This window comes from Citrobacter sp. C6_1 (genome assembly GCF_014596835.2).
GTDB classification, from domain to species: domain Bacteria; phylum Pseudomonadota; class Gammaproteobacteria; order Enterobacterales; family Enterobacteriaceae; genus Citrobacter; species Citrobacter pasteurii.
Map to the genome: position 1 here is coordinate 2,637,473 of NZ_CP115031.1, position 19,859 is coordinate 2,657,331.

20 protein-coding genes are annotated in these 19,859 nt (G+C 53.7%); 12 read left to right on the forward strand and 8 right to left on the reverse strand.

The features are described from left to right. The first annotated feature begins 26 nt into the window (after window positions 1-26). From IB196_RS12875 to IB196_RS12890, 4 genes are all read left to right on the forward strand, one after another. On the forward strand, window positions 27-1,196 hold the full coding sequence (locus tag IB196_RS12875; RefSeq protein WP_149691630.1) for an ABC transporter substrate-binding protein: 1,170 nt from the start codon (window positions 27-29) through the stop codon (window positions 1,194-1,196). Further along, window positions 1,169-2,704 (forward strand): thiamine ABC transporter permease, encoded by a 1,536-nt coding sequence (locus IB196_RS12880; protein ID WP_155020972.1) that lies wholly within the window; start codon window positions 1,169-1,171, stop codon window positions 2,702-2,704. The genes IB196_RS12875 and IB196_RS12880 overlap by 28 nt, the downstream gene beginning before the upstream one ends. Then, window positions 2,704-3,336 carry an ATP-binding cassette domain-containing protein gene (locus IB196_RS12885; RefSeq protein ID WP_040233668.1) on the forward strand — a complete coding sequence of 211 codons (633 nt, stop codon included), beginning with the start codon at window positions 2,704-2,706 and terminating at the stop codon, window positions 3,334-3,336. The genes IB196_RS12880 and IB196_RS12885 overlap by 1 nt, the downstream gene beginning before the upstream one ends. Before the next feature lie 88 nt (window positions 3,337-3,424). After that, on the forward strand, window positions 3,425-4,732 hold the full coding sequence (locus IB196_RS12890) for a sulfurtransferase (RefSeq protein ID WP_155020971.1): 1,308 nt from the start codon (window positions 3,425-3,427) through the stop codon (window positions 4,730-4,732). A gap of 45 nt (window positions 4,733-4,777) precedes the next feature. Here IB196_RS12890 and IB196_RS12895 read toward each other — a convergent pair whose 3' ends face one another. After that, window positions 4,778-5,401: a CDP-alcohol phosphatidyltransferase family protein gene (locus tag IB196_RS12895; RefSeq protein WP_040233664.1), complete on the reverse strand. Its 624-nt coding sequence runs from the start codon at window positions 5,399-5,401 to the stop codon at window positions 4,778-4,780. Next, entirely contained in the window at window positions 5,394-5,963 is a 570-nt protein-coding gene (locus IB196_RS12900; protein WP_188232109.1) for a carboxymuconolactone decarboxylase family protein, read from the reverse strand. Before IB196_RS12900 ends, IB196_RS12895 begins: the two co-directional genes overlap by 8 nt. Before the next feature lie 79 nt (window positions 5,964-6,042). On the opposite strand from IB196_RS12900, the gene IB196_RS12905 reads away from it, so the two are divergent. Continuing rightward, window positions 6,043-6,456 carry a pyrimidine (deoxy)nucleoside triphosphate diphosphatase gene (locus tag IB196_RS12905; RefSeq protein ID WP_188232108.1) on the forward strand — a complete coding sequence of 138 codons (414 nt, stop codon included), beginning with the start codon at window positions 6,043-6,045 and terminating at the stop codon, window positions 6,454-6,456. On the opposite strand, the gene IB196_RS12910 is transcribed toward IB196_RS12905, so the two are convergent. Continuing rightward, window positions 6,416-6,691 (reverse strand): YnjH family protein, encoded by a 276-nt coding sequence (locus tag IB196_RS12910; RefSeq protein ID WP_005120823.1) that lies wholly within the window; start codon window positions 6,689-6,691, stop codon window positions 6,416-6,418. The genes IB196_RS12905 and IB196_RS12910 overlap by 41 nt on opposite strands. A 236-nt stretch (window positions 6,692-6,927) precedes the next feature. On the opposite strand from IB196_RS12910, the gene gdhA reads away from it, so the two are divergent. Then, window positions 6,928-8,271: an NADP-specific glutamate dehydrogenase gene (gene gdhA / locus IB196_RS12915; RefSeq protein ID WP_040233659.1), complete on the forward strand. Its 1,344-nt coding sequence runs from the start codon at window positions 6,928-6,930 to the stop codon at window positions 8,269-8,271. A gap of 78 nt (window positions 8,272-8,349) precedes the next feature. Here the strand turns inward: gdhA and IB196_RS12920 are convergent, their stop codons facing one another. The 3 genes from IB196_RS12920 to IB196_RS12930 form a co-directional block, all read right to left on the reverse strand. Beyond that, a complete protein-coding gene (locus IB196_RS12920) occupies window positions 8,350-10,296 on the reverse strand; it encodes a DNA topoisomerase III (protein ID WP_155021241.1) in 1,947 nt (648 codons plus the stop codon). 4 nt (window positions 10,297-10,300) lie between these two features. Continuing rightward, the gene (gene selD, locus IB196_RS12925; protein WP_149691633.1) at window positions 10,301-11,344 is read right to left on the reverse strand and encodes a selenide, water dikinase SelD; all 1,044 of its coding nucleotides are present in this window, start codon (window positions 11,342-11,344) and stop codon (window positions 10,301-10,303) included. Between the two features lie 116 nt (window positions 11,345-11,460). Continuing rightward, a complete protein-coding gene (locus tag IB196_RS12930; RefSeq protein WP_005121118.1) occupies window positions 11,461-12,012 on the reverse strand; it encodes an NAD(P)H nitroreductase in 552 nt (183 codons plus the stop codon). Between the two features lie 174 nt (window positions 12,013-12,186). Between IB196_RS12930 and sppA the strand changes: the two genes are divergently transcribed. The 5 genes from sppA (at window position 12,187) to yajD (ending at window position 17,717) form a co-directional block, all read left to right on the forward strand. After that, a complete protein-coding gene (gene sppA / locus IB196_RS12935) occupies window positions 12,187-14,043 on the forward strand; it encodes a signal peptide peptidase SppA (RefSeq protein WP_149691634.1) in 1,857 nt (618 codons plus the stop codon). Window positions 14,044-14,098: 55 nt separating this feature from the next. After that, window positions 14,099-15,115 carry an asparaginase gene (ansA, locus tag IB196_RS12940; RefSeq protein WP_005121120.1) on the forward strand — a complete coding sequence of 339 codons (1,017 nt, stop codon included), beginning with the start codon at window positions 14,099-14,101 and terminating at the stop codon, window positions 15,113-15,115. Window positions 15,116-15,123: 8 nt separating this feature from the next. Continuing rightward, window positions 15,124-15,768: a bifunctional nicotinamidase/pyrazinamidase gene (gene pncA / locus IB196_RS12945; protein ID WP_188092825.1), complete on the forward strand. Its 645-nt coding sequence runs from the start codon at window positions 15,124-15,126 to the stop codon at window positions 15,766-15,768. 256 nt (window positions 15,769-16,024) lie between these two features. Next, on the forward strand, window positions 16,025-17,278 hold the full coding sequence (locus IB196_RS12950; protein WP_149691636.1) for a glycoside hydrolase family 18 protein: 1,254 nt from the start codon (window positions 16,025-16,027) through the stop codon (window positions 17,276-17,278). 94 nt (window positions 17,279-17,372) lie between these two features. Then, a complete protein-coding gene (yajD, locus tag IB196_RS12955; RefSeq protein ID WP_003030690.1) occupies window positions 17,373-17,717 on the forward strand; it encodes an HNH nuclease YajD in 345 nt (114 codons plus the stop codon). Between the two features lie 44 nt (window positions 17,718-17,761). On the opposite strand, the gene IB196_RS12960 is transcribed toward yajD, so the two are convergent. Together IB196_RS12960 and msrB are read right to left on the reverse strand one after the other, a co-directional pair. After that, window positions 17,762-18,037, reverse strand: a complete 276-nt coding sequence (locus IB196_RS12960) for a YeaC family protein (RefSeq protein WP_005121124.1) — start codon at window positions 18,035-18,037, stop codon at window positions 17,762-17,764. A gap of 42 nt (window positions 18,038-18,079) precedes the next feature. Beyond that, on the reverse strand, window positions 18,080-18,493 hold the full coding sequence (gene msrB, locus IB196_RS12965) for a peptide-methionine (R)-S-oxide reductase MsrB (RefSeq protein ID WP_040233651.1): 414 nt from the start codon (window positions 18,491-18,493) through the stop codon (window positions 18,080-18,082). 341 nt (window positions 18,494-18,834) lie between these two features. Between msrB and gapA the strand changes: the two genes are divergently transcribed. Continuing rightward, window positions 18,835-19,830, forward strand: coding sequence for a glyceraldehyde-3-phosphate dehydrogenase (gene gapA / locus IB196_RS12970; RefSeq protein ID WP_003030697.1), 996 nt, complete (start codon window positions 18,835-18,837; stop codon window positions 19,828-19,830). Window positions 19,831-19,859: the final 29 nt, after the last annotated feature.

The window sequence follows — 19,859 nt, forward strand, 5'->3', positions numbered from 1 at the left end:
AGCCTCCATAAACGACTGGAGATACTATGCGTTACTGTTTATTGTGCCTGGGTTTGCTGCTCTCTCCGCTGGCGGCCTTTGCGCAGAGCGATAACTGGCAGCAAATCAAAAACGATGCCCGGGGTCAGACGGTGTGGTTTAACGCCTGGGGAGGCGATAACGCCGTTAATCAGTATCTCGACTGGGTTAGCGCCGAGATGAAAACACACTACGCCATTAACCTGAAAATTGTCCGTCTGGCGGATGCCGCCGACGCGGTAAAACGCATCCAGACCGAAGCGGCATCAGGGCGTAAAGCTGGCGGTTCGGTTGATCTCCTGTGGGTCAATGGCGAGAATTTTCGCACGCTGAAAGACGCTGGCCTGCTGCAAACGCAGTGGGCGCAAATCTTGCCCAACTGGCGCTACGTGGATACCCAACAACCGGTGACTGAAGACTTCGCCATTCCAACAGAGGGCGCCGAATCTCCGTGGGGTGGCGCGCAGTTAACCTTTATCGCCAATCGGGATATCACTGAACACCCCCCTCGCTCTGCGCAGGCACTGCTGGAATTTGCGCGAGCGCATCCCGGCACGGTAACCTATCCACGCCCACCCGACTTTACCGGTACCGCTTTTCTCGAACAGTTGCTGATTACGCTCACCGCTAAACCACAAGCACTGAAAAACGCTCCCGATACAGCCACGTTCGCCGAGGTGACTGCCCCATTGTGGCAGTATCTTGATGCATTACATCCCGTACTGTGGCGCGAAGGGAAAGACTTTCCCCCTACGCCTGCCCGGATGGACGCCCTGCTGAATAGCGGCACGCTGCGGATATCGTTAACCTTTAACCCCGCGCATGCACAGCAAAAAATCGCCCGCGGCGAGTTACCAAAAAATAGCTATAGTTTTGGCTTCTCTCAGGGCATGCTGGGCAATGTGCATTTTGTCACCCTTCCCGCTAATGCGCGTGCCAGTGCCGGGGCGAAAGTCGTGGCAAACTTCCTGCTCTCACCTGAAGCGCAACTGCGCAAAGCTGACCCGAGCGTCTGGGGAGATCCTTCGGTGCTTGATCCACAAAAATTACCTGTCGAACAGCGGGAAGCGCTACTGGCTCGTATCCCGAAGGGACTCCCCGCTGTACTGCCTGAGCCACACGCAGCCTGGGTAAATGCACTGGAACAAGAATGGCTACGCCGTTACGGTACGCATTAATTCTGCTGCTCTGGGCCTTCATGGCGGCAATCTATTTGCCGCTGGTCCCTGCGGCTTTTACGCTAATTGTACCCGCGCTTTCCATTGCACACTGGCTGGCGCTGTTTGCCGATCCCCAACTTCTGCAAGCGTTACTGGCGACGTTGGTTTCTGTCACGCTGGCAGCCACTGGCGCGCTCAGTATCGCCCTGCTGACCGTCCTTGCATTCTGGCCCGGCGCCAGATGGGCACGGCTTTGTACTCGCCTCCCTTGGCTACTGGCGGTTCCGCACGTTGCTTTTGCCACCAGCACACTGTTACTTTTCGCCGAGGGCGGCATGCTCTACCGTATATTGCCGTTTCTCAGCCCACTGTTGGACCACTACGGTGTGGGTCTGGGCATCACATTGGCGGTGAAAGAAAGCGCTTTTTTGCTCTGGATCCTTTCCGCTTTATTGAGTGAAAAGCAGTTGTCGCAACAGGTCATCGTGCTGGACTCTCTGGGTTACAGCCGGTTGCAGTGTCTGAACTGGTTGGTACTGCCCTCTATCGCGCCAGCGCTAGGGAAAGTTATGCTGGCGATTGTCGCGTGGTCGCTCTCCGTCGTGGATGTCGCGATCGTCCTTGGCCCCGGCAACCCGCCAACACTTGCTGTGTTGAGCTGGCAATGGTTAAGCCAGGGCGACGCCGACCAGCCGACAAAAGGCGCGCTCGCCAGTTTGCTGCTGGTGCTGTTACTGGTCATTTTTGCGCTGGTGGGCTATCTGCTCTGGCGCGGTTGGCGACGCACAATTCCGACAATCAGTGGTGTACGCCTGCAGCTCTCATCCTGTACAGCCGGACGATCGCTGATACAACTTCTGCCCATCAGCGGCGTTGTGTGCGCAGTTGTTCTGCTCCTGATGGCGGAATACTCATCGCTGAACAGAGATGCGCTGTTCAACAGCCTGCAAATGGGGGTTCTGGCCAGTACACTTGCACTGGTCACACTATTGATATGGCTGGAATGGGGGCCGCAAACCGGACATCGTTGGGTCTGGTTGCCCATTATTTTACCTGCGTTACCGCTGGTCACCGGGCAATATACACTAGCGCTAAAGGCTGAACAGGATGGCCTGTTCATCACGGTGGTCTGGGGGCATTTATTGTGGGTAACACCGTGGATGCTGTTTGTGCTTAAACCTGCCTGGCAGCGTATTGACTCGCGCCTTATTGTGATTGCGCAAACGCTGGGTTGGACACAAACCCGTATCTTCTGGCAGATAAAATGCCCATTGATTCTGCGCCCGGCACTGATTGCCTTCGCGGTAGGATTTTCGGTCAGTATTGCCCAGTACATGCCAACATTATGGTTAGGCGCAGGTCGTTATCCCACACTCACGACCGAAGCCGTAGCATTAAGCAGCGGTGGCAGCACCGCTATTCTGGCGGCACAGGCGCTATGGCAATTGCTGTTACCGTTGGTTGTTTTCGCACTCGCAGCCTCGCTTTCCGCCTGGATTGGCCGCTTTCGACAAGGACTCCGCTAATGCTCATAGTGCAAGATGTTTCCCTGTACCAGGGTTCAACTCCCCTGCTGACGGGCGTCAACCTTCAGGTCAATAAAGGTGACATTGTCACTATTATGGGGCCTTCGGGAAGCGGCAAGTCTTCACTCTTTTCGTGGATGATTGGTGCGCTCTCCGCTCAATTTCGTGCATCCGGTCAACTATGGCTCAACGAACGGCGCATTGACACATTACCTACCGCGCAGCGCCAGATTGGTATTCTGTTCCAGGATGCCCTGCTGTTTGATCATTTCAGTGTTGGGCAAAATTTATCGCTGGCGCTTCCCGCTGACCTGAAAGGCACGGCGAGACGCGATGAAGTGGAACATGCCCTTGAGCGCGCGGACCTGTCAGGCTTTTATCATCGCGACCCGGCATCGCTGTCCGGGGGGCAACGCTCACGCATCGCCCTGCTTCGCGCCTTGCTGGCACAACCGCAGGCTTTGCTGCTGGATGAACCCTTCAGTCGCCTGGATGCGTCACTGCGGGATACCTTCCGCCAGTGGGTTTTCACCGAAGTGCGGAAGTTGGGGATCCCTGTGGTACAAGTCACCCACGATACGCAAGACGTCCCCCCGGCAGGCCGGGTAGTTCAAATGAATTCCTGGGCGTGAATGTGGCGTTATGCTGCGTTAACGCAAGGATTTTACTTAACTGGCGGCACAAAATGTCGTCCTCTTTTTTTCAACGTCGGGCTATTCGATGAAACGTGTTTCTCAAATGACCGCGCTGGCACTGGCTTTAGGGCTCGCTTGCGCTTCTTCCTGGGCTGCTGAAACAGCACAGACGCTCACCCTCGACCAGTTACAGCAAAAGCAAGGTGCGGCAATCGATACCCGTCAGAGCGCTTTTTATAACGGCTGGCCTCAGTCGCTCAATGGCCCTTCCGGGCACGAGCCCTCCGCACTAAATCTGTCTGCCGCCTGGCTCGACAAGATGAACGATGAACAACTTACCGCCTGGGTTCAGGCACATCAGTTAAAAACCGATGCGCCAGTGGCACTGTATGGCAACGACAGCGATGTAAAAGCCGTCAAAGCCCGCCTGCAAAAAGTGGGTTTTAACCATATTTCGACCCTTAGCGATGCGCTACAGAACCCTGCCCGCCTGCAACGTCTGCCGCACTTCGAACAGCTGGTGTACCCGCAGTGGCTACACGACCTGCAGCAGGGTAAAAACGTAACCGCTAAGCCGGCGGGTGACTGGAAAGTGATTGAGGCCGCCTGGGGCGCGCCGAAGTTGTATCTGCTGAGCCACATCCCAGGTGCGGGCTACATTGATACCAACGAAGTGGAAAGCGAACCGCTGTGGAACAAAGTGTCCGATGCGCAGCTCAAAGCGATGCTGGCGAAACATGGCATCCGCCATGACACCACGGTGATTTTATATGGCCGCGATGTCTATGCCGCCGCGCGCGTGGCGCAAATTATGTTGTATGCAGGCGTAAAAGATGTTCGCCTGCTCGACGGTGGCTGGCAAACCTGGTCCGACGCAGGTTTACCGGTTGAACGAGGCACTGCGCCATCGGTGAAACCAGAACCTGATTTCGGCGTGACCATTCCTGCCCAGCCGCAACTGATGCTGGATATGGAACAGGCTCGCGGCCTGCTGCATCGCCAGGATGCGTCTTTAGTGAGCATTCGTTCATGGCCGGAATTTGTCGGTACCACCAGCGGCTATAGCTACATTAAGCCAAAAGGTGAAATCGCTGGCGCTCGTTGGGGCCATGCAGGAAGTGACTCCACCCACATGGAAGATTTCCATAATCCGGATGGCACGATGCGCAGCGCGGATGACATCGCCGCCATGTGGAAGCAATGGAACATTCTGCCGAATCAGCAGGTCTCTTTCTATTGCGGTACCGGCTGGCGCGCCTCAGAAACCTTTATGTACGCCCGCGCAATGGGCTGGGAAAACGTCTCCGTCTACGACGGCGGCTGGTATGAGTGGAGCAGCAATCCAAAAAACCCGGTCGCCAGCGGTGAACGGGGTCCAGAAGCCAGTAAGTAAGGCTGTCATTATTGCCGGATAAGCGCAATCCGGCAACGCAATACGCTACGCCTGACGCTGAACCGCTTTCAGTGTCAGGTATCCGCTCCAGATCCGGTTAAATGTCGTCATCCAGCACAGCGCGCCAAAGACCCACGCCATCACGGCAAAATATTCCGGAAACAGACACCCCAACACAAACAACAAAATCGTCTCGGTACCTTCGGTCAGCCCCCCCAGATAATAAAACGATTTATGCGCGTAGCCCGGGTTATCAATTTGATGTTTCGCCGCCAGCGCGGCAAAGGCGAGAAAACTGCTCCCCGTTCCGATAAAGGCAAACAACAGCCAGCTCCCGGCCAGCGCATTCAGCTCCGGTGCGGCCAGAATAAAACCAAACGGTACTAAGGCGTAAAAAAGAAAGTCGAGCGAGATATCGAGAAACCCGCCAGCATCAGTAAGCCCCCTGCGCCGCGCCAGCGCACCGTCCAGTCCATCAAACAGTCGATTAATCACAATGGCCGCCAGCGCCGCCAGATACCAGCCTAACGCCAGAAATGGCAAGGCCAACACGCCAATGGCAAAACCGACCAGCGTAAGCCCGTCCGGGGTAATCGCAGGCTTATCAATAATGCCCACGCAGCGATGCAAAAGTGGTTTCAATCGCGGATGAAGATGACGGTCAAGCATGCGGGCGTCCTTTAAGGCTGTCGCACAACCCCTGGGAGGGAATATCGAGAGCGGCATTAAAACGCGCCGAGAGATTTTGAAACGCAATCAACGCGGTCATTTCAGTAATGGCGTCCTCGGTAAAATGCTGCTTCATCTGCGCTTTCAGCGCAGCGTCAACCTGTGGAGGCGTGGCGGTGACTGCATCCGCATAGGCCAGCGCCACACGTTCTTCCTCACTGAACAGCGTCGATTCTTGCCAGGCGGCAACCTGCAATACTTTATCCAGTGCGCCACAGCGTTCAGCCAGACGTAAGCTATTGGCATCCACGCAAAAGGCGCAATGGCACACCTGAGAAACGCGGGTCATCAACAGAGCACGCATCACCGGCGTTAAACGCGCCCTTTTACGCTCCAGGAAGCCAACAAACAGCGCTACCAGCCAGAACAGAAATGGCATCCGACCCCACCAGCGCGTGGGATGCAGCACATCGCCATAATGCTTTTTCTGCGTAGCAACAAGCGGTTTTAAACTGGAAGGGATACGCGTTAACGGTTTTACCCACGACTGAGGATCGTTCAACGGTTGCTCCTGAATACTTTAGATAAAACAAAGATAACGATAGTATGTCATTTTCTGTCGTTAGATCTTGATGAATATAATGAAAACCCTCGACGTGGTCGCCGCTATTATTGAACGTGATGGCAAAATTTTGCTGGCTCAACGTCCGCAGCATGCGGATCAATCAGGCATGTGGGAATTTGCTGGTGGTAAGGTTGAACCTGGAGAGAACCAACCACAGGCGCTGGTCCGTGAATTACGTGAGGAATTGGGTATCGAGGCTATCGTTGGGAATTATATCGCCAGTCATCAACGTGAAGTGTCAGGCCGATTGATACATCTGCATGCCTGGCACGTGCCGGCTTATCAGGGCTGTCTTTACGCCCATGAGCATCAGGATTTGGTCTGGTGCTCACCCGAAGAGGCGCTGCGTTATCCGCTGGTGCCTGCCGATATCCCACTACTGGAAGCGTTTATTCTTTTACGCGACGCCAGACCAGCGGATTTGTGCTGATCGTTTTCTCATCGCGCTGGCACTGTAGCAGCACGCCATCGGCTTTCACCACCGCTCCTTCTGAATAGTTTTGATCCTGATAAATGCAGCACTGACTACAGGGTTGCGCCCGCTGACCGCTGGAGCTGAACACTTCCGGCGGCACATTCACTTGCACATCCGGACGATAAAGCTGATTTGCCAGTACCCCGTTGGATAACATCACCAACGCACCTGCCATGATTAAACGGCGCATATTCTTTCCTTTTTAACTGACATCTATGCTCAGTATAACGGTATAAACCGGCAGAAACTTTAGTTCCTCCATCATCGTTTTTGGTTATGAGCAACGCCGCGATATTAATTTACTTAGCGGGATTAATTTTTTCTTGCGTCTCGTCACACTGCTGATGGTATAGTCAAAAACTGCAAAACACTTAACACAAATATCAAAAATATAACCATATCAATACATAAGAGGTTCTTATATCTATGGATCAGACATGTTCTCTGGAGTCGTTTCTCAACCATGTACAAAAGCGCGACCCGAATCAGACCGAGTTCGCGCAAGCCGTTCGTGAGGTAATGACGACACTGTGGCCGTTTCTTGAGCAAAACCCGCGCTATCGTCAAATGTCCTTGCTGGAGCGTCTGGTTGAACCCGAGCGCGTGATCCAGTTCCGCGTGGTCTGGCTCGACGATCGCAATCAGGTACAGGTTAACCGTGCGTGGCGCGTACAGTTCAGCTCCGCGATTGGCCCGTACAAAGGCGGCATGCGTTTCCACCCTTCCGTGAACCTGTCGATCCTGAAGTTCCTCGGCTTCGAGCAGACCTTTAAAAACGCACTCACCACGCTGCCTATGGGCGGTGGTAAAGGCGGCAGCGACTTTGATCCGAAAGGGAAAAGCGAAGGCGAAATCATGCGTTTTTGTCAGGCGCTGATGACGGAACTGTTCCGCCATTTAGGGCCCGATACCGACGTTCCTGCGGGTGATATCGGCGTGGGCGGTCGTGAGGTCGGCTTTATGGCCGGGATGATGAAAAAACTCTCCAATAACAGCGCCTGCGTCTTCACCGGAAAAGGCCTTTCTTTCGGTGGCAGCCTGATTCGCCCGGAAGCAACCGGCTACGGTCTGGTGTATTTCACCGAAGCGATGCTCAAACGCCATGGTCTGGGCTTTGAAGGGATGCGCGTAGCGGTTTCTGGCTCCGGTAACGTTGCACAATTCGCGATTGAGAAGGCAATGGAGTTTGGTGCGCGGGTGGTTACCGCCTCCGATTCCAGCGGTACCGTGGTTGATGAAAGTGGATTTACCAAAGAAAAACTGGCGCGTCTGTGCGCGATTAAAGACAGCCGCGACGGTCGCGTGGCGGATTACGCCCGTGAGTTTGGTCTGACTTATCTGGAAGGTAAACAACCCTGGTCTGTTCCGGTTGATATCGCCCTGCCGTGTGCCACGCAGAACGAACTCGATGTGGAAGCCGCGCAAATGCTTATCGCCAACGGCGTCAAGGCCGTGGCTGAAGGCGCGAACATGCCAACGACCATCGAAGCCACCGACCTGTTCCTCGAAGCGGGCGTACTTTTTGCGCCAGGCAAAGCCGCTAACGCGGGTGGTGTCGCCACATCAGGTCTGGAAATGGCGCAGAATGCCGCGCGTCTGGGCTGGAAAGCGGAGAAAGTGGATGCGCGTCTGCACCACATCATGCTGGATATTCACCATGCCTGCGTCGAGTACGGCGGTGAAAGCAAACAAACCAACTATGTGCGCGGCGCCAACATCGCGGGCTTTGTGAAAGTTGCCGACGCGATGCTGGGCCAGGGTGTAATTTAATTCATCCCGTACGCCGGATGCGGCACACGTGCCTTATCCGGCAAAGCCTGATGGCGCTACGCTTATCAGGCCTACAAACTACATGCCTGCCTCTTCGGATGGCGGGCTTTTTTTCGCCGTACGTTTACGCGGCGCGCCCTTTTTCTTCTCACCACTACTACCGCCCGGAGCGGCAATGCCACGGAAGCGTCGTACCGGCGTGCTGCGCGCCTGATCGATAAGCTGATATAGCGTTCCCACCAGCGGCTGCATGAAATCCTGATAACGACACTGCTTTTCACTGATTTGGGTCAGGATAGATTCCCAGTGCGCGGTCATATCCGGACGCGTCGCCATTTCAGGCAGTGAGTGAAACAGCGCTTTTCCGGCATCGGTGGAATGGATATAACGCCCTTTTTTCACCAGAAATCCGCGTTTAAACAGCAGCTCGATAATCCCGGCGCGCGTCGCTTCCGTTCCCAGGCCATCCGTTGCGCGCAGGATCTTTTTCAGATCTTTATCTTGCACAAAACGCGCAATCCCGGTCATTGCTGACAGCAGCGTGGCATCGGTAAAGTGTCGTGGCGGTTGGGTCTGACGTTCAACCACTTCGCCTTTTTCGCACAGCAGCTCGTCATCTTTTGCCACCACCGGCAACGGCGTCCCGTCGTTATCTTCGTCACGCTCTTTGTTGCCAAGCAGCGTGCGCCATCCGGCTTCCGCCAGAAAACGCGCTTTGGCGACAAACTTGCCTTTGGCGATGTCCAGCTCAATAACGCACTTCCTGAATACCGCATCCGCGCAAAATTGCATCAGATACTGACGGGCAATCAGGTTGTAGATTTTCGCTTCGTTATCATTCAGGTTGATGGATGAACTGCGCGCGGTAGGAATGATGGCATGGTGCGCATCCACTTTTTTATCGTCCCAACAGCGGTTTCGCGTATCGGGATTGACCGCCGGTTGCGGGAGCAGATCCGGCGCATGGACGCTAATCGCGTTCAACACCGCGTGACGTCCGGCAAAGTGTTCTTCCGGGAGATAACGGCTATCCGAACGCGGATAGGTAATCAATTTGTGGGTTTCATACAGCTTCTGGCAGATATCCAGAACGTTTTGTGCGCTTAAGCCAAAGCGTTTCGCCGCTTCAATCTGCAACGCCGATAGCGAAAACGGCAGCGGCGCGGATTCTGATTCCCGTTTATCGTTATAGCTGGTGACTATCGCCGGCTGACCGTTAATGCGGTTTACCACGTGTTCAGCCAGCGTACGATTCAGCAAGCGCCCTTCTTCATCCTGGTACGGCTCACACGCTTCGCTCGGCTGCCAGATAGCGGTAAAACGCTCATCAGTTGGCGTCACGATATGCGCCTTTACCTCAAAGAAGTCTTTGGCGACAAAGTTTTCAATCTCTTCATCGCGACGCACCACTAGGCCGAGCACTGGCGTCTGTACACGCCCGACCGAAAGTACGCCCTGATAGCCCGCATTACGCCCAAGAATGGTGTAAGCGCGCGTCATATTGATGCCGTACAGCCAGTCGGCACGCGCCCGCGCCAACGCCGAGACGCACAGCGGAATAAATTCACTGTTGGCGCGCAGACGCTCAATAGCCCGCTCCACGGCCTGCGGGTTGAGGTCGTTAATCAGGCAGCGTTGCACCTGCTGACGCTTTTCAGGCGCCAGTTGTAGGTAATCCAGCACTTCATCCACCAGCAGTTGCCCCTCACGATCGGGGTCACCGGCGTGAATGACTTCACTGGCCTCATGCAAAAAGCGCTTAATGACGTTGAGCTGTTTGGTCACCGAGGGACGCGGCTGCAGTTGCCACTTTTCCGGGACAATCGGCAGATCGACCAGACTCCAGCGAGCATAACGACTGTCGTAGGCGTCTGGCTGCGCCTGCTCAAGCAAGTGACCAATACACCAGGTCACCACTTGTCCGTTTCCGCATTCAATAAAGCCGTCACCTTTGCGATGCGGCTTCGGCAGCACATCGGCAATAGCGCGCGCCAGACTCGGTTTTTCGGCAATAAACAACCGCATCGAGTTAACGGATCTCAACCATGGCGCGACCGCCACGAGCTTCCACTAACTCACCAATCGCGGTGAGCTCGATGCCAAACTGCGCCGCAGCCGCTTTCACTTCAGCCTCAGCTTCCGGCGTTACCGCCAGCAGCAGACCGCCGGAGGTTTGCGGATCGCAGAGCAGATCGCGTACCGACTGCGGCATTTCACCCATCAGGTGTCCGTAGCTGGCAAAGTTACGCTGGGTGCCACCCGGCACTGCGCCCTGTGCAATGTACTCTTCAACACCGGGAAGCTTAGGAATATCCTGGTAGACGATCTGCGCCTGAATGCCGGCACCCTGACACATCTCACTCAGATGCCCCAGCAGACCAAAACCGGTAACGTCGGTCATGGCTTTCACGCCGTCGATATCGGCGAATGCCGCGCCGGCAATGTTCATCTGGCACATCACTTCCGTCGCCAGTCCTTTGTGTTCGTCCTTCAGCAGCGATTTTTTCTCTGCTGTCGTCAGAACGCCAATCCCCAGCGGCTTGGTCAGGAACAGTTTGCATCCCGCCTCGGCGGTACTGTTTTTCTTCACACGTTCGGTCGGCACGACGCCGGTTACCGCAAGACCAAAGATAGGCTCAGGGGCATCAATAGAGTGACCACCCGCCAGCGCGATACCCGCCTGACGACAGGCAAAGCGCCCACCTTCGGTGACTTCGCGGGCGATTTCCGGCGCCAGCTTATCAAGCGGCCAGCCAAGAATAGCAATTGCCATAATCGGTTTGCCGCCCATGGCGAAAATATCGCTGATGGCGTTAGTGGCGGCAATACGCCCAAAATCAAACGGATTATCGACAATCGGCATAAAGAAATCGGTGGTGCTGATTACGCTGGTGCCGTTCCCCAGATCGTATACCGCCGCGTCATCGCGGGTTTCATTACCCACCAGTAAGTTCGGATCAACAAACTTCGCCTGCTCACTGTGCAGGATGGTTTCCAGTACTTTGGGGGAAATTTTACAACCGCAACCGGCTCCGTGGCTGTATTGCGTTAAACGAATAGCTTGCTTGCTCATGGACATCTCCTGTCATTGCAATGCGGATATGGTAGCGCTCATTCCATGATGTGGTAAGAGTGACTGTCTGAATTCGGGTCTCTTTGCTCATAATCCAGACAGTTTTGCCGTTGTTATCAGAAATAACGGACGAATGCGCTCGGATCGGCAAGGTTAATCGTCGTGGAGGCTTTGAGCTGCGGTGTGCCCAGATAGAGAAATCCGACGATTTTATCCTGTGGGCGACAGTCAAACGCGTCGCGTACGACCGTACTTTCGGTTAATGCGCCGCTGCGCCAGATACCGCCAAAGCCCTGGGCAACTGCCGCCATCTGCATGGCCATTACGGCACAACCGGCAGACATTTCTTGTTCCCACATTGGGACCTTGTCGCTTTCTTCACATTTCGCCACCACGGTAATAATCAACGGCGCGCGAAACGGTGCGCTGCGCGCTTTTTCCTGAGCTTTTTCATCGCTACCTGCGGCAATCGCGCCTTTCTCAAGTACGGCGCTAAAACGTTCGCGCCCTTCACCTTCAATCACAAAAAATTGCCACGGTTGTAGCGATTTGTGGTCTGGCGCACGCATACCGGCGCGCAGAATATTTTGCAGTTGCTCTCCTGCCGGGGCCGGTTCGACAAGACGAGAGGCGCTGCGACGGGTGATAAGTAATTCGAGTGCATCCATTTGCTTAACTCCAACAATGAAATTTGTTCACAAAATTAACACGTGAGCGGATTTTGTTACAGCACAGGCGGCGATTCCTGCTGACAAGTGCCTGTCGGGTCATTACGATAGCCTCATCTTAACGCCTTTCTCCGGAATTTCGGGTGGCGTGTTGTTAATCGGTAGGGAGAATACATGCGAACCCTGTGGCGATTTATTGCCGGATTTTTTAAATGGACATGGCGATTACTCAATTTTGTCCGTGAATTTGTGCTTAACCTGTTCTTCATCTTTTTGGTACTGGTTGGCGTGGGCATCTGGATGCAGGTCAGTAGCAGCAACACCAGTGAACATGCTGAGCGAGGCGCACTGCTGCTGGATATCTCAGGCGTGATTGTTGATAAGCCCTCGAGCACCAGTCGCTTAAGCGTGATTGGTCGTCAGCTGTTTGGCGCCAGTTCCGATCGTCTGCAGGAAAACTCCCTGTTTGATATCGTGAATACCATTCGCCAGGCGAAAGATGACCGCAACATCACGGGCATCGTGATGGATCTGAAAAACTTTGCCGGAGCCGATCAGCCGTCCATGCAGTATATCGGCAAAGCGCTACGCGAGTTCCGCGACAGCGGTAAACCGGTCTTTGCCGTGGGCGATAACTTCAGCCAGGGGCAGTATTATCTCGCCAGTTTTGCCAACAAAATTTACCTCTCTCCGCAAGGTTCCGTTGATCTGCACGGCTTTGCCACCAACGGCCTGTACTACAAATCCCTGCTCGACAAGCTGAAAGTTTCCACGCACGTGTTCCGCGTCGGTACCTATAAGTCTGCCGTAGAGCCATTTATCCGCGATGATATGTCTCCTGCCGCGCGTGAAGCCGACAGCCGCTGGATCGGCGAACTGTGGCAGAACTATCTCGACACGGTCGCCGCCAACCGCCAAATTCCTGCGCAACAGGTGTTCCCAGGCGCGCAGGCCATGCTGGACGGTTTGATGAAAGTCGATGGTGATACCGCGAAATATGCCCTCGACAACAAACTGGTGGATGCACTCGCCTCCAGCGCTGAAGTTGAAAAAATGCTGACCAAACAGTTTGGCTGGAGCAAAGCGGATAAAAACTACCGCTCTGTCAGCTACTACGATTACACGCTGAAAACCCCGGCTGACACCGGCGACAGCATTGGCGTTATCTTCGCCAATGGCGCGATTATGGACGGTGAAGAAACCCCTGGGAATGTGGGCGGCGACACCACTGCCGCACAAATCCGCGAAGCGCGTCTTGATCCGAAAGTGAAAGCCATTGTCCTGCGCGTGAATAGCCCAGGCGGCAGCGTCAGCGCCTCGGAAGTGATCCGTTCTGAGCTGGCTGCGGCAAAAGCGGCGGGTAAACCGGTTGTTGTCTCCATGGGCGGCATGGCGGCGTCCGGGGGTTACTGGATCTCTACGCCTGCCAGCTACATTGTGGCAAACCCCAGCACGTTGACCGGTTCAATCGGCATCTTTGGTGTGATCAATACCGTTGAAAACAGCCTGGACTCTATCGGCGTACATACTGACGGCGTAGCAACCTCCCCACTGGCGGATATCTCGATCACCAAAGCGTTACCGCCGGAAGTGCAGCAGATGATGCAACTGAGCATTGAGAACGGCTACAAGCGCTTTATCACGCTGGTTGCGGATGCACGTAAGACGACACCGGAGCAGATTGACAAAATCGCGCAGGGCCACGTCTGGACCGGGCAGGATGCGAAGGCCAACGGTCTGGTAGACAGCCTCGGTGATTTCGATGATGCCGTCGCGAAAGCTGCAGAACTGGCAAAACTGAAACAGTGGCACATTGAGTATTATCAGGACGAACCCACATTCGTTGATATGGTGATGGACAGCATGTCAGGCTCCGTTCGCGCCATGCTGCCTGACGCCATTCAGGCCATGCTCCCACCACCGCTGGCCTCTGCGGCCAGTGCAGTAAAAGCCGAAAGCGATAAGCTGGCCGCATTCAACGATCCGCAAAACCGCTATGCGTTTTGCCTGACCTGCGCCAACGTTCGCTAACTATTGACCCCTCTTCGGGATGAAGAGGGGTTTTCTTTGAGACAGAAGAAAAGTCATGCAGAAAAAATCGATTTACGTTGCCTATACCGGCGGTACCATTGGTATGCAGCGCTCAGAACAGGGTTATATTCCCGTTTCCGGTCACCTGCAGCGCCAGCTGGCATTGATGCCTGAATTCCACCGTCCGGAGATGCCAGACTTCACCATCCATGAATACGCCCCGCTGATGGATTCCTCCGATATGACGCCGGAAGACTGGCAGCATATTGCGGAAGACATTAAAGCGCACTACGACGATTACGATGGTTTTGTTATTCTGCACGGCACCGACACCATGGCATTTACGGCTTCGGCGCTCTCTTTTATGCTGGAAAATCTGGGCAAACCCGTAATTGTGACAGGGTCACAAATACCGCTAGCCGAGTTACGCTCAGACGGGCAAATCAACCTGCTCAATGCGCTGTACGTGGCGGCAAATTACCCGATTAATGAAGTGACGCTGTTTTTCAACAATCGACTGTTTCGCGGCAATCGTACCACTAAAGCGCACGCCGATGGTTTTGACGCCTTTGCCTCACCAAACCTTGCGCCGCTGCTGGAAGCGGGGATCCACATTCGTCGCCTGGGGACACCGCCAGCGCCACATGGCGCCGGCGCTCTGATTGTTCACCCCATTACCCCGCAACCGATCGGCGTGGTCACCATTTACCCCGGCATCTCCGCTGACGTGGTGCGTAACTTCCTGCGCCAGCCGGTAAAAGCGCTAATTTTGCGTTCCTACGGCGTGGGTAATGCGCCGCAAAATAAAGAGTTTCTGCAAGAACTTAAAGATGCGAGCTCGCGTGGCATCGTGGTGGTGAACCTGACCCAGTGCATGTCCGGCAAGGTAAACATGGGTGGCTATGCGACAGGGAATGCCCTGGCGCATGCTGGCGTGATTGGCGGCGCGGATATGACGGTCGAAGCCACACTCACCAAATTGCACTATTTACTGAGCCAGGGACTGGATACGCAGACCATTCGTGAAGCAATGACGCAAAATCTGCGCGGCGAGCTCACCCCGGACGAATAAAGGAGTTTATGCCCATGGCCCGAGCCTTACTATTGGTCGATTTACAAAATGACTTTTGTGCCGGTGGCGCGCTTGCCGTTCCGCAAGGCGACAGCACAATCGATATTGCCAACCGTCTGATTGACTGGTATGTCCTACGCGGTGACACCGTCGTTGCCAGCATGGACTGGCACCCGGCTCATCACGGCAGCTTTGCCAGCCAGCATCAGGTCGCGACCTACAGCCAGGGACACCTCGATGGCCTGGCGCAAACCTTCTGGCCCGATCATTGCGTACAACACAGTGATGGGGCCGCCCTGCATCCTCTGCTGAACCAGCGAGCGATAACTCAAACCTTTACCAAGGGCGAAAATCCGCTGGTCGACAGTTACAGTGCGTTTTTTGATAACGGTCGCCGTCAGGCTACTACGCTGAATGCGTGGCTTCAGCAACATCATATTACTGACCTCCTCATCATGGGGCTGGCAACTGATTATTGCGTCAAATTTACCGTTCTGGATGCGCTCGATTTGGGTTATACCGTCAGCGTTATTACCGACGGCTGCCGTGGCGTCAATATTCAACCCCAGGACAGTGCAAACGCCTTTATGGACATGGCAGCGGCAGGCGCAACGCTGTATACACTTGATGACTGGCTGGAAACCCAGCGCTAACTTTAAAACGCCTCATCCGGCCTACAGATTCGCGCATTCATGCAAATCTGTAGGCCAAAAAAGGGACTCGCATCCCCATTTGGTGGTGTATGCCCCAACCGATAACACCGACCCAAACTGCTTTGCCGCTTCGCCAGCATGGCGTGAACCCCTTCGCATTTTTCCTGTTATGAAACTGTTAACCTGCAAGTGCTGTTTTTTCGCCACGCCATTTCCGTGGCGTGTCTGCTTGTTTAAATGTCAAAGAGGAACACCGATGAAACTTTTGCCTTTGTTGGCAGCATTACCCCTGCTCTGCGCGAGCGTTGTTTCCGCCAGTGCGCTGATGTCTGTTGGCTACTTCAATGGCGGTGGCGACGTCACTGCCGGTCCTGGCGGCGATATCAATAAACTGGATGTTCGTCAGATAACCCATCTCAACTACTCATTTGGCCTTGTCTATAACAATGAAAAAGACGAGGCCAATGACGCCTTAAAAGATGTCAGCAAGCTCCATCAAATTTGGCTTTCACAGAAAGTACAGGATGATTTGCTGAAAATTCCACAGCTACGTAAACAGAATCCGAACCTCAAAGTTCTGCTTTCCGTCGGCGGCTGGGGCGCACGCGGATTCTCCGGCGCTGCAGCAACGAAAGAATCGCGCGCGGTGTTTATTCAGTCTGCTCAGGAGATAATTGCGAAATATGGCCTGGATGGCATCGACCTCGACTGGGAATATCCGGTCAACGGCGCATGGGGACTGGTTGAAAGCCAACCAGCCGACCGCGCGAACTTCACCGCGCTGTTAACGGAACTGCGTGCCGCGTTGGGTCATAAAAAACTGCTAACCATCGCCGTGGGTGCGAATGCGGAAAGTCCGAAAAGTTGGGTGGATGTGAAAGCCATTGCGCCATCGCTCGATTACATCAATCTGATGACCTATGACATGGCCTACGGTACTCAGTATTTCAACTCGAATCTGTACGGTTCGACGCAATGGCCAACGGTCACCGCGGCGGATAAGTACAGCGCCGATTTTGTCGTCAACAACTATCTCGCCGCTGGGCTAAAAGCGAGTCAGATGAACCTGGGCATCGGTTTTTATGGACGCGTTCCGAAGCGCGCCGTTGAACCTGGCATTGACTGGAGCAAACCTGACGCGCAGAAAAATCCAGCCACTCAGCCCTATTTCGAGCCTGCGCAAATTGAATTGTTCAAATCATTGGGCGTCGATCTGAGCAAAGATACCTATGTGAAGTACAACGATATTGTGGCGAAGTTGATCAACGATCCGCAGAAGCGCTTTAGCCAGCACTGGGATGATGAAGCAAAAGTGCCGTGGCTATCGGTGCAGTCTGCAGATGGAAAAGCACTCTTTGCCCTCTCCTATGAAAACCCGCGCTCGGTAGCGATTAAGGCTGACTACATCAAGAGCAAGGGGCTGGGAGGCGCTATGTTCTGGGAGTATGGTGCGGATGATAAAAACCAGTTGGCGAAGCAGTTGGCCGATTCGTTAGGTATCAAACACTGATCCCAACGCTTGCCACAATAGGTTATGATTAGCCCATTGCGCTGCGCCATTCTCTGGCGCAGCTTTTCATCTTCTACTGGAGGCATGAGCTGGTATGGCTTTCATCCCTAAAAATTACGCCCGTCTGGAAGTCGGTTATCGGGAAAAGGCGCTTAAGCTCTTTCCCTGGGTCTGTGGACGTTGTTCCCGCGAGTTTGTGTACTCAAATCTGCGCGAATTAACCGTACACCATATTGATCACGACCATTCCAATAACCCGGAAGATGGTAGCAACTGGGAGATGTTGTGCCTGTACTGCCACGATCATGAGCATTCGAAATACACTGAGGTGGATCAGTATGGTTCTACCGTAGTGGCGGGGGAAGATGCGCAGAAAGACGTTGGCGAGGCGAAATACAATCCGTTTGCCGACCTTAAAGCGATGATGAACAAGAAATAACAGCAACTGCGGGCCCGACACCAATGTTTGCCGGGCCAGGTTAATCAGGATTTAAACGTCGCAATCGGTTCGGGCGTAATGCCAAACTCCACTTTTAGTTGCTGCTTACTCTTCATCACCATCTCACCGTTGGTATCAATAGTCATGTGTTGTGCATTCGTGTTGTTACGTGCCTGCCATAACATCACCAGTTGCAAACTGTTCTCTTTTTGTTCTGCGGTCAGCGCGACGCCATCCGGCCATTTTCCCAGTTCAACGGCAGTCGATAAGCGCTGATAAACTTCCGGCGTCATGCTGTTGATCATCTCATCAAGATTCATGTTAAATCCACTCTCCGTAGAATAATTAGCTGAATCGTTTCTTCAGCCTTTCGTTTGCTCACCGTTTTCGCCGTCTGTAAAGTTCAATGACGCTGAATTAACGCAGTAACGCTCGCCTGTGGGCTGAGGCCCATCCGGAAAGACATGTCCCAGATGCGCATCACAGTTTCCACAGCGGATTTCAATGCGCTGCATGCCGTGAGACGTATCTTTTATGTAACGGATAGCCTCTTCGCTCACCGGCTCGTAAAAGCTGGGCCAGCCGCAGCCAGAATCGTATTTTGTCTCTGAACGAAACAAGGGATTATCGCAGATCAGACAATGGTAGATGCCATCACGCTTATTGTGCAGCAAACGCCCGGTAAATGGCGGTTCTGTCCCATGATTTTGTGTCACGTAAAACTGCATTTCGGACAAATTTTTTTTCAGTTCTTCTGGGGAAGGTTGCTTAGCCATTTGCTCACATCTCGCTTTATCTAAACTCACATCGCGAGACAGATTCTAACAAAACATTAACACCGTAGTGCGAACTTTTGTTCTAAACTTGATCCGTGCGAAATGGCAGCCCAGTAATCGTGATCGATATCACGTTTTTATCTTGATTGCCCTTTAAAATTCGGGCCGCCGCCCCCATGTGGTTTCAAGCCCAAAGGAAGAGTGAGGCGAGTCAGTTGCGCAAAGCTTAAGCAGCAGTTTGATTTGTCGCAATGATTGACACGATTCCGCTTGACGCTGCGTAAGGTTTTTGTAATTTTACAGGCAACCTTTTATTCACTAACAAATAGCTGGTGGAATATATGACTATCAAAGTAGGTATCAACGGTTTTGGCCGTATCGGTCGCATTGTTTTCCGTGCTGCTCAAGAACGTTCTGACATCGAGATCGTTGCAATCAACGACCTGTTAGACGCTGACTACATGGCTTACATGCTGAAATATGACTCCACTCACGGCCGTTTCAACGGTACCGTTGAAGTGAAAGACGGTCATCTGATCGTAAACGGTAAAAAAATCCGTGTTACCGCTGAACGTGATCCGGCTAACCTGAAATGGGACGAAGTTGGTGTTGACGTAGTAGCTGAAGCTACTGGCCTGTTCCTGACAGATGAAACCGCTCGTAAGCACATCACTGCTGGCGCGAAAAAAGTTGTTCTGACTGGTCCTTCCAAAGACAACACGCCGATGTTTGTTAAAGGCGCTAACTTTGACAAATACGAAGGTCAGGACATCGTTTCTAACGCTTCCTGCACCACTAACTGCCTGGCTCCGCTGGCTAAAGTTATCAACGACAACTTCGGCATCATCGAAGGTCTGATGACGACTGTTCACGCGACCACCGCTACTCAGAAAACCGTTGATGGCCCGTCTCACAAAGACTGGCGCGGCGGCCGCGGCGCATCCCAGAACATCATCCCGTCCTCTACCGGTGCTGCTAAAGCTGTAGGTAAAGTACTGCCAGAACTGAATGGCAAACTGACTGGTATGGCGTTCCGCGTTCCGACCCCGAACGTATCCGTTGTTGACCTGACCGTTCGTCTGGAAAAAGCTGCTTCTTATGAAGAAATTAAGAAAGCAATCAAAGCTGCTTCCGAAGGCCCGATGAAAGGCGTTCTGGGTTACACCGAAGACGACGTTGTATCTACCGATTTCAACGGTGAAGTTTGCACTTCCGTGTTCGATGCTAAAGCAGGTATCGCACTGAACGACAACTTCGTGAAACTGGTTTCCTGGTACGACAACGAAACCGGCTACTCCAACAAAGTTCTGGACCTGATTGCTCACATCTCCAAATAAGTTGAGATGAGTATCTGATCCAAAAAGGC

Excerpts from the sequence above, each read along its gene's own strand:
- IB196_RS12875 (WP_149691630.1), top strand. The coding sequence starts at position 27 with ATGCGTTACTGTTTATTGTGCCTGGGTTTGCTGCTCTCTCCGCTGGCG.
- IB196_RS12880 (WP_155020972.1), top strand. The coding sequence starts at position 1,169 with ATGGCTACGCCGTTACGGTACGCATTAATTCTGCTGCTCTGGGCCTTC.
- IB196_RS12885 (WP_040233668.1), top strand. The coding sequence starts at position 2,704 with ATGCTCATAGTGCAAGATGTTTCCCTGTACCAGGGTTCAACTCCCCTG.
- IB196_RS12890 (WP_155020971.1), top strand. The coding sequence starts at position 3,425 with ATGAAACGTGTTTCTCAAATGACCGCGCTGGCACTGGCTTTAGGGCTC.
- IB196_RS12895 (WP_040233664.1), bottom strand. The coding sequence starts at position 5,401 with ATGCTTGACCGTCATCTTCATCCGCGATTGAAACCACTTTTGCATCGC.
- IB196_RS12905 (WP_188232108.1), top strand. The coding sequence starts at position 6,043 with ATGAAAACCCTCGACGTGGTCGCCGCTATTATTGAACGTGATGGCAAA.
- IB196_RS12910 (WP_005120823.1), bottom strand. The coding sequence starts at position 6,691 with ATGCGCCGTTTAATCATGGCAGGTGCGTTGGTGATGTTATCCAACGGG.
- gdhA (WP_040233659.1), top strand. The coding sequence starts at position 6,928 with ATGGATCAGACATGTTCTCTGGAGTCGTTTCTCAACCATGTACAAAAG.
- IB196_RS12920 (WP_155021241.1), bottom strand. The coding sequence starts at position 10,296 with ATGCGGTTGTTTATTGCCGAAAAACCGAGTCTGGCGCGCGCTATTGCC.
- selD (WP_149691633.1), bottom strand. The coding sequence starts at position 11,344 with ATGAGCAAGCAAGCTATTCGTTTAACGCAATACAGCCACGGAGCCGGT.
- IB196_RS12930 (WP_005121118.1), bottom strand. The coding sequence starts at position 12,012 with ATGGATGCACTCGAATTACTTATCACCCGTCGCAGCGCCTCTCGTCTT.
- sppA (WP_149691634.1), top strand. The coding sequence starts at position 12,187 with ATGCGAACCCTGTGGCGATTTATTGCCGGATTTTTTAAATGGACATGG.
- ansA (WP_005121120.1), top strand. The coding sequence starts at position 14,099 with ATGCAGAAAAAATCGATTTACGTTGCCTATACCGGCGGTACCATTGGT.
- pncA (WP_188092825.1), top strand. The coding sequence starts at position 15,124 with ATGCCCATGGCCCGAGCCTTACTATTGGTCGATTTACAAAATGACTTT.
- IB196_RS12950 (WP_149691636.1), top strand. The coding sequence starts at position 16,025 with ATGAAACTTTTGCCTTTGTTGGCAGCATTACCCCTGCTCTGCGCGAGC.
- yajD (WP_003030690.1), top strand. The coding sequence starts at position 17,373 with ATGGCTTTCATCCCTAAAAATTACGCCCGTCTGGAAGTCGGTTATCGG.
- IB196_RS12960 (WP_005121124.1), bottom strand. The coding sequence starts at position 18,037 with ATGAATCTTGATGAGATGATCAACAGCATGACGCCGGAAGTTTATCAG.
- msrB (WP_040233651.1), bottom strand. The coding sequence starts at position 18,493 with ATGGCTAAGCAACCTTCCCCAGAAGAACTGAAAAAAAATTTGTCCGAA.
- gapA (WP_003030697.1), top strand. The coding sequence starts at position 18,835 with ATGACTATCAAAGTAGGTATCAACGGTTTTGGCCGTATCGGTCGCATT.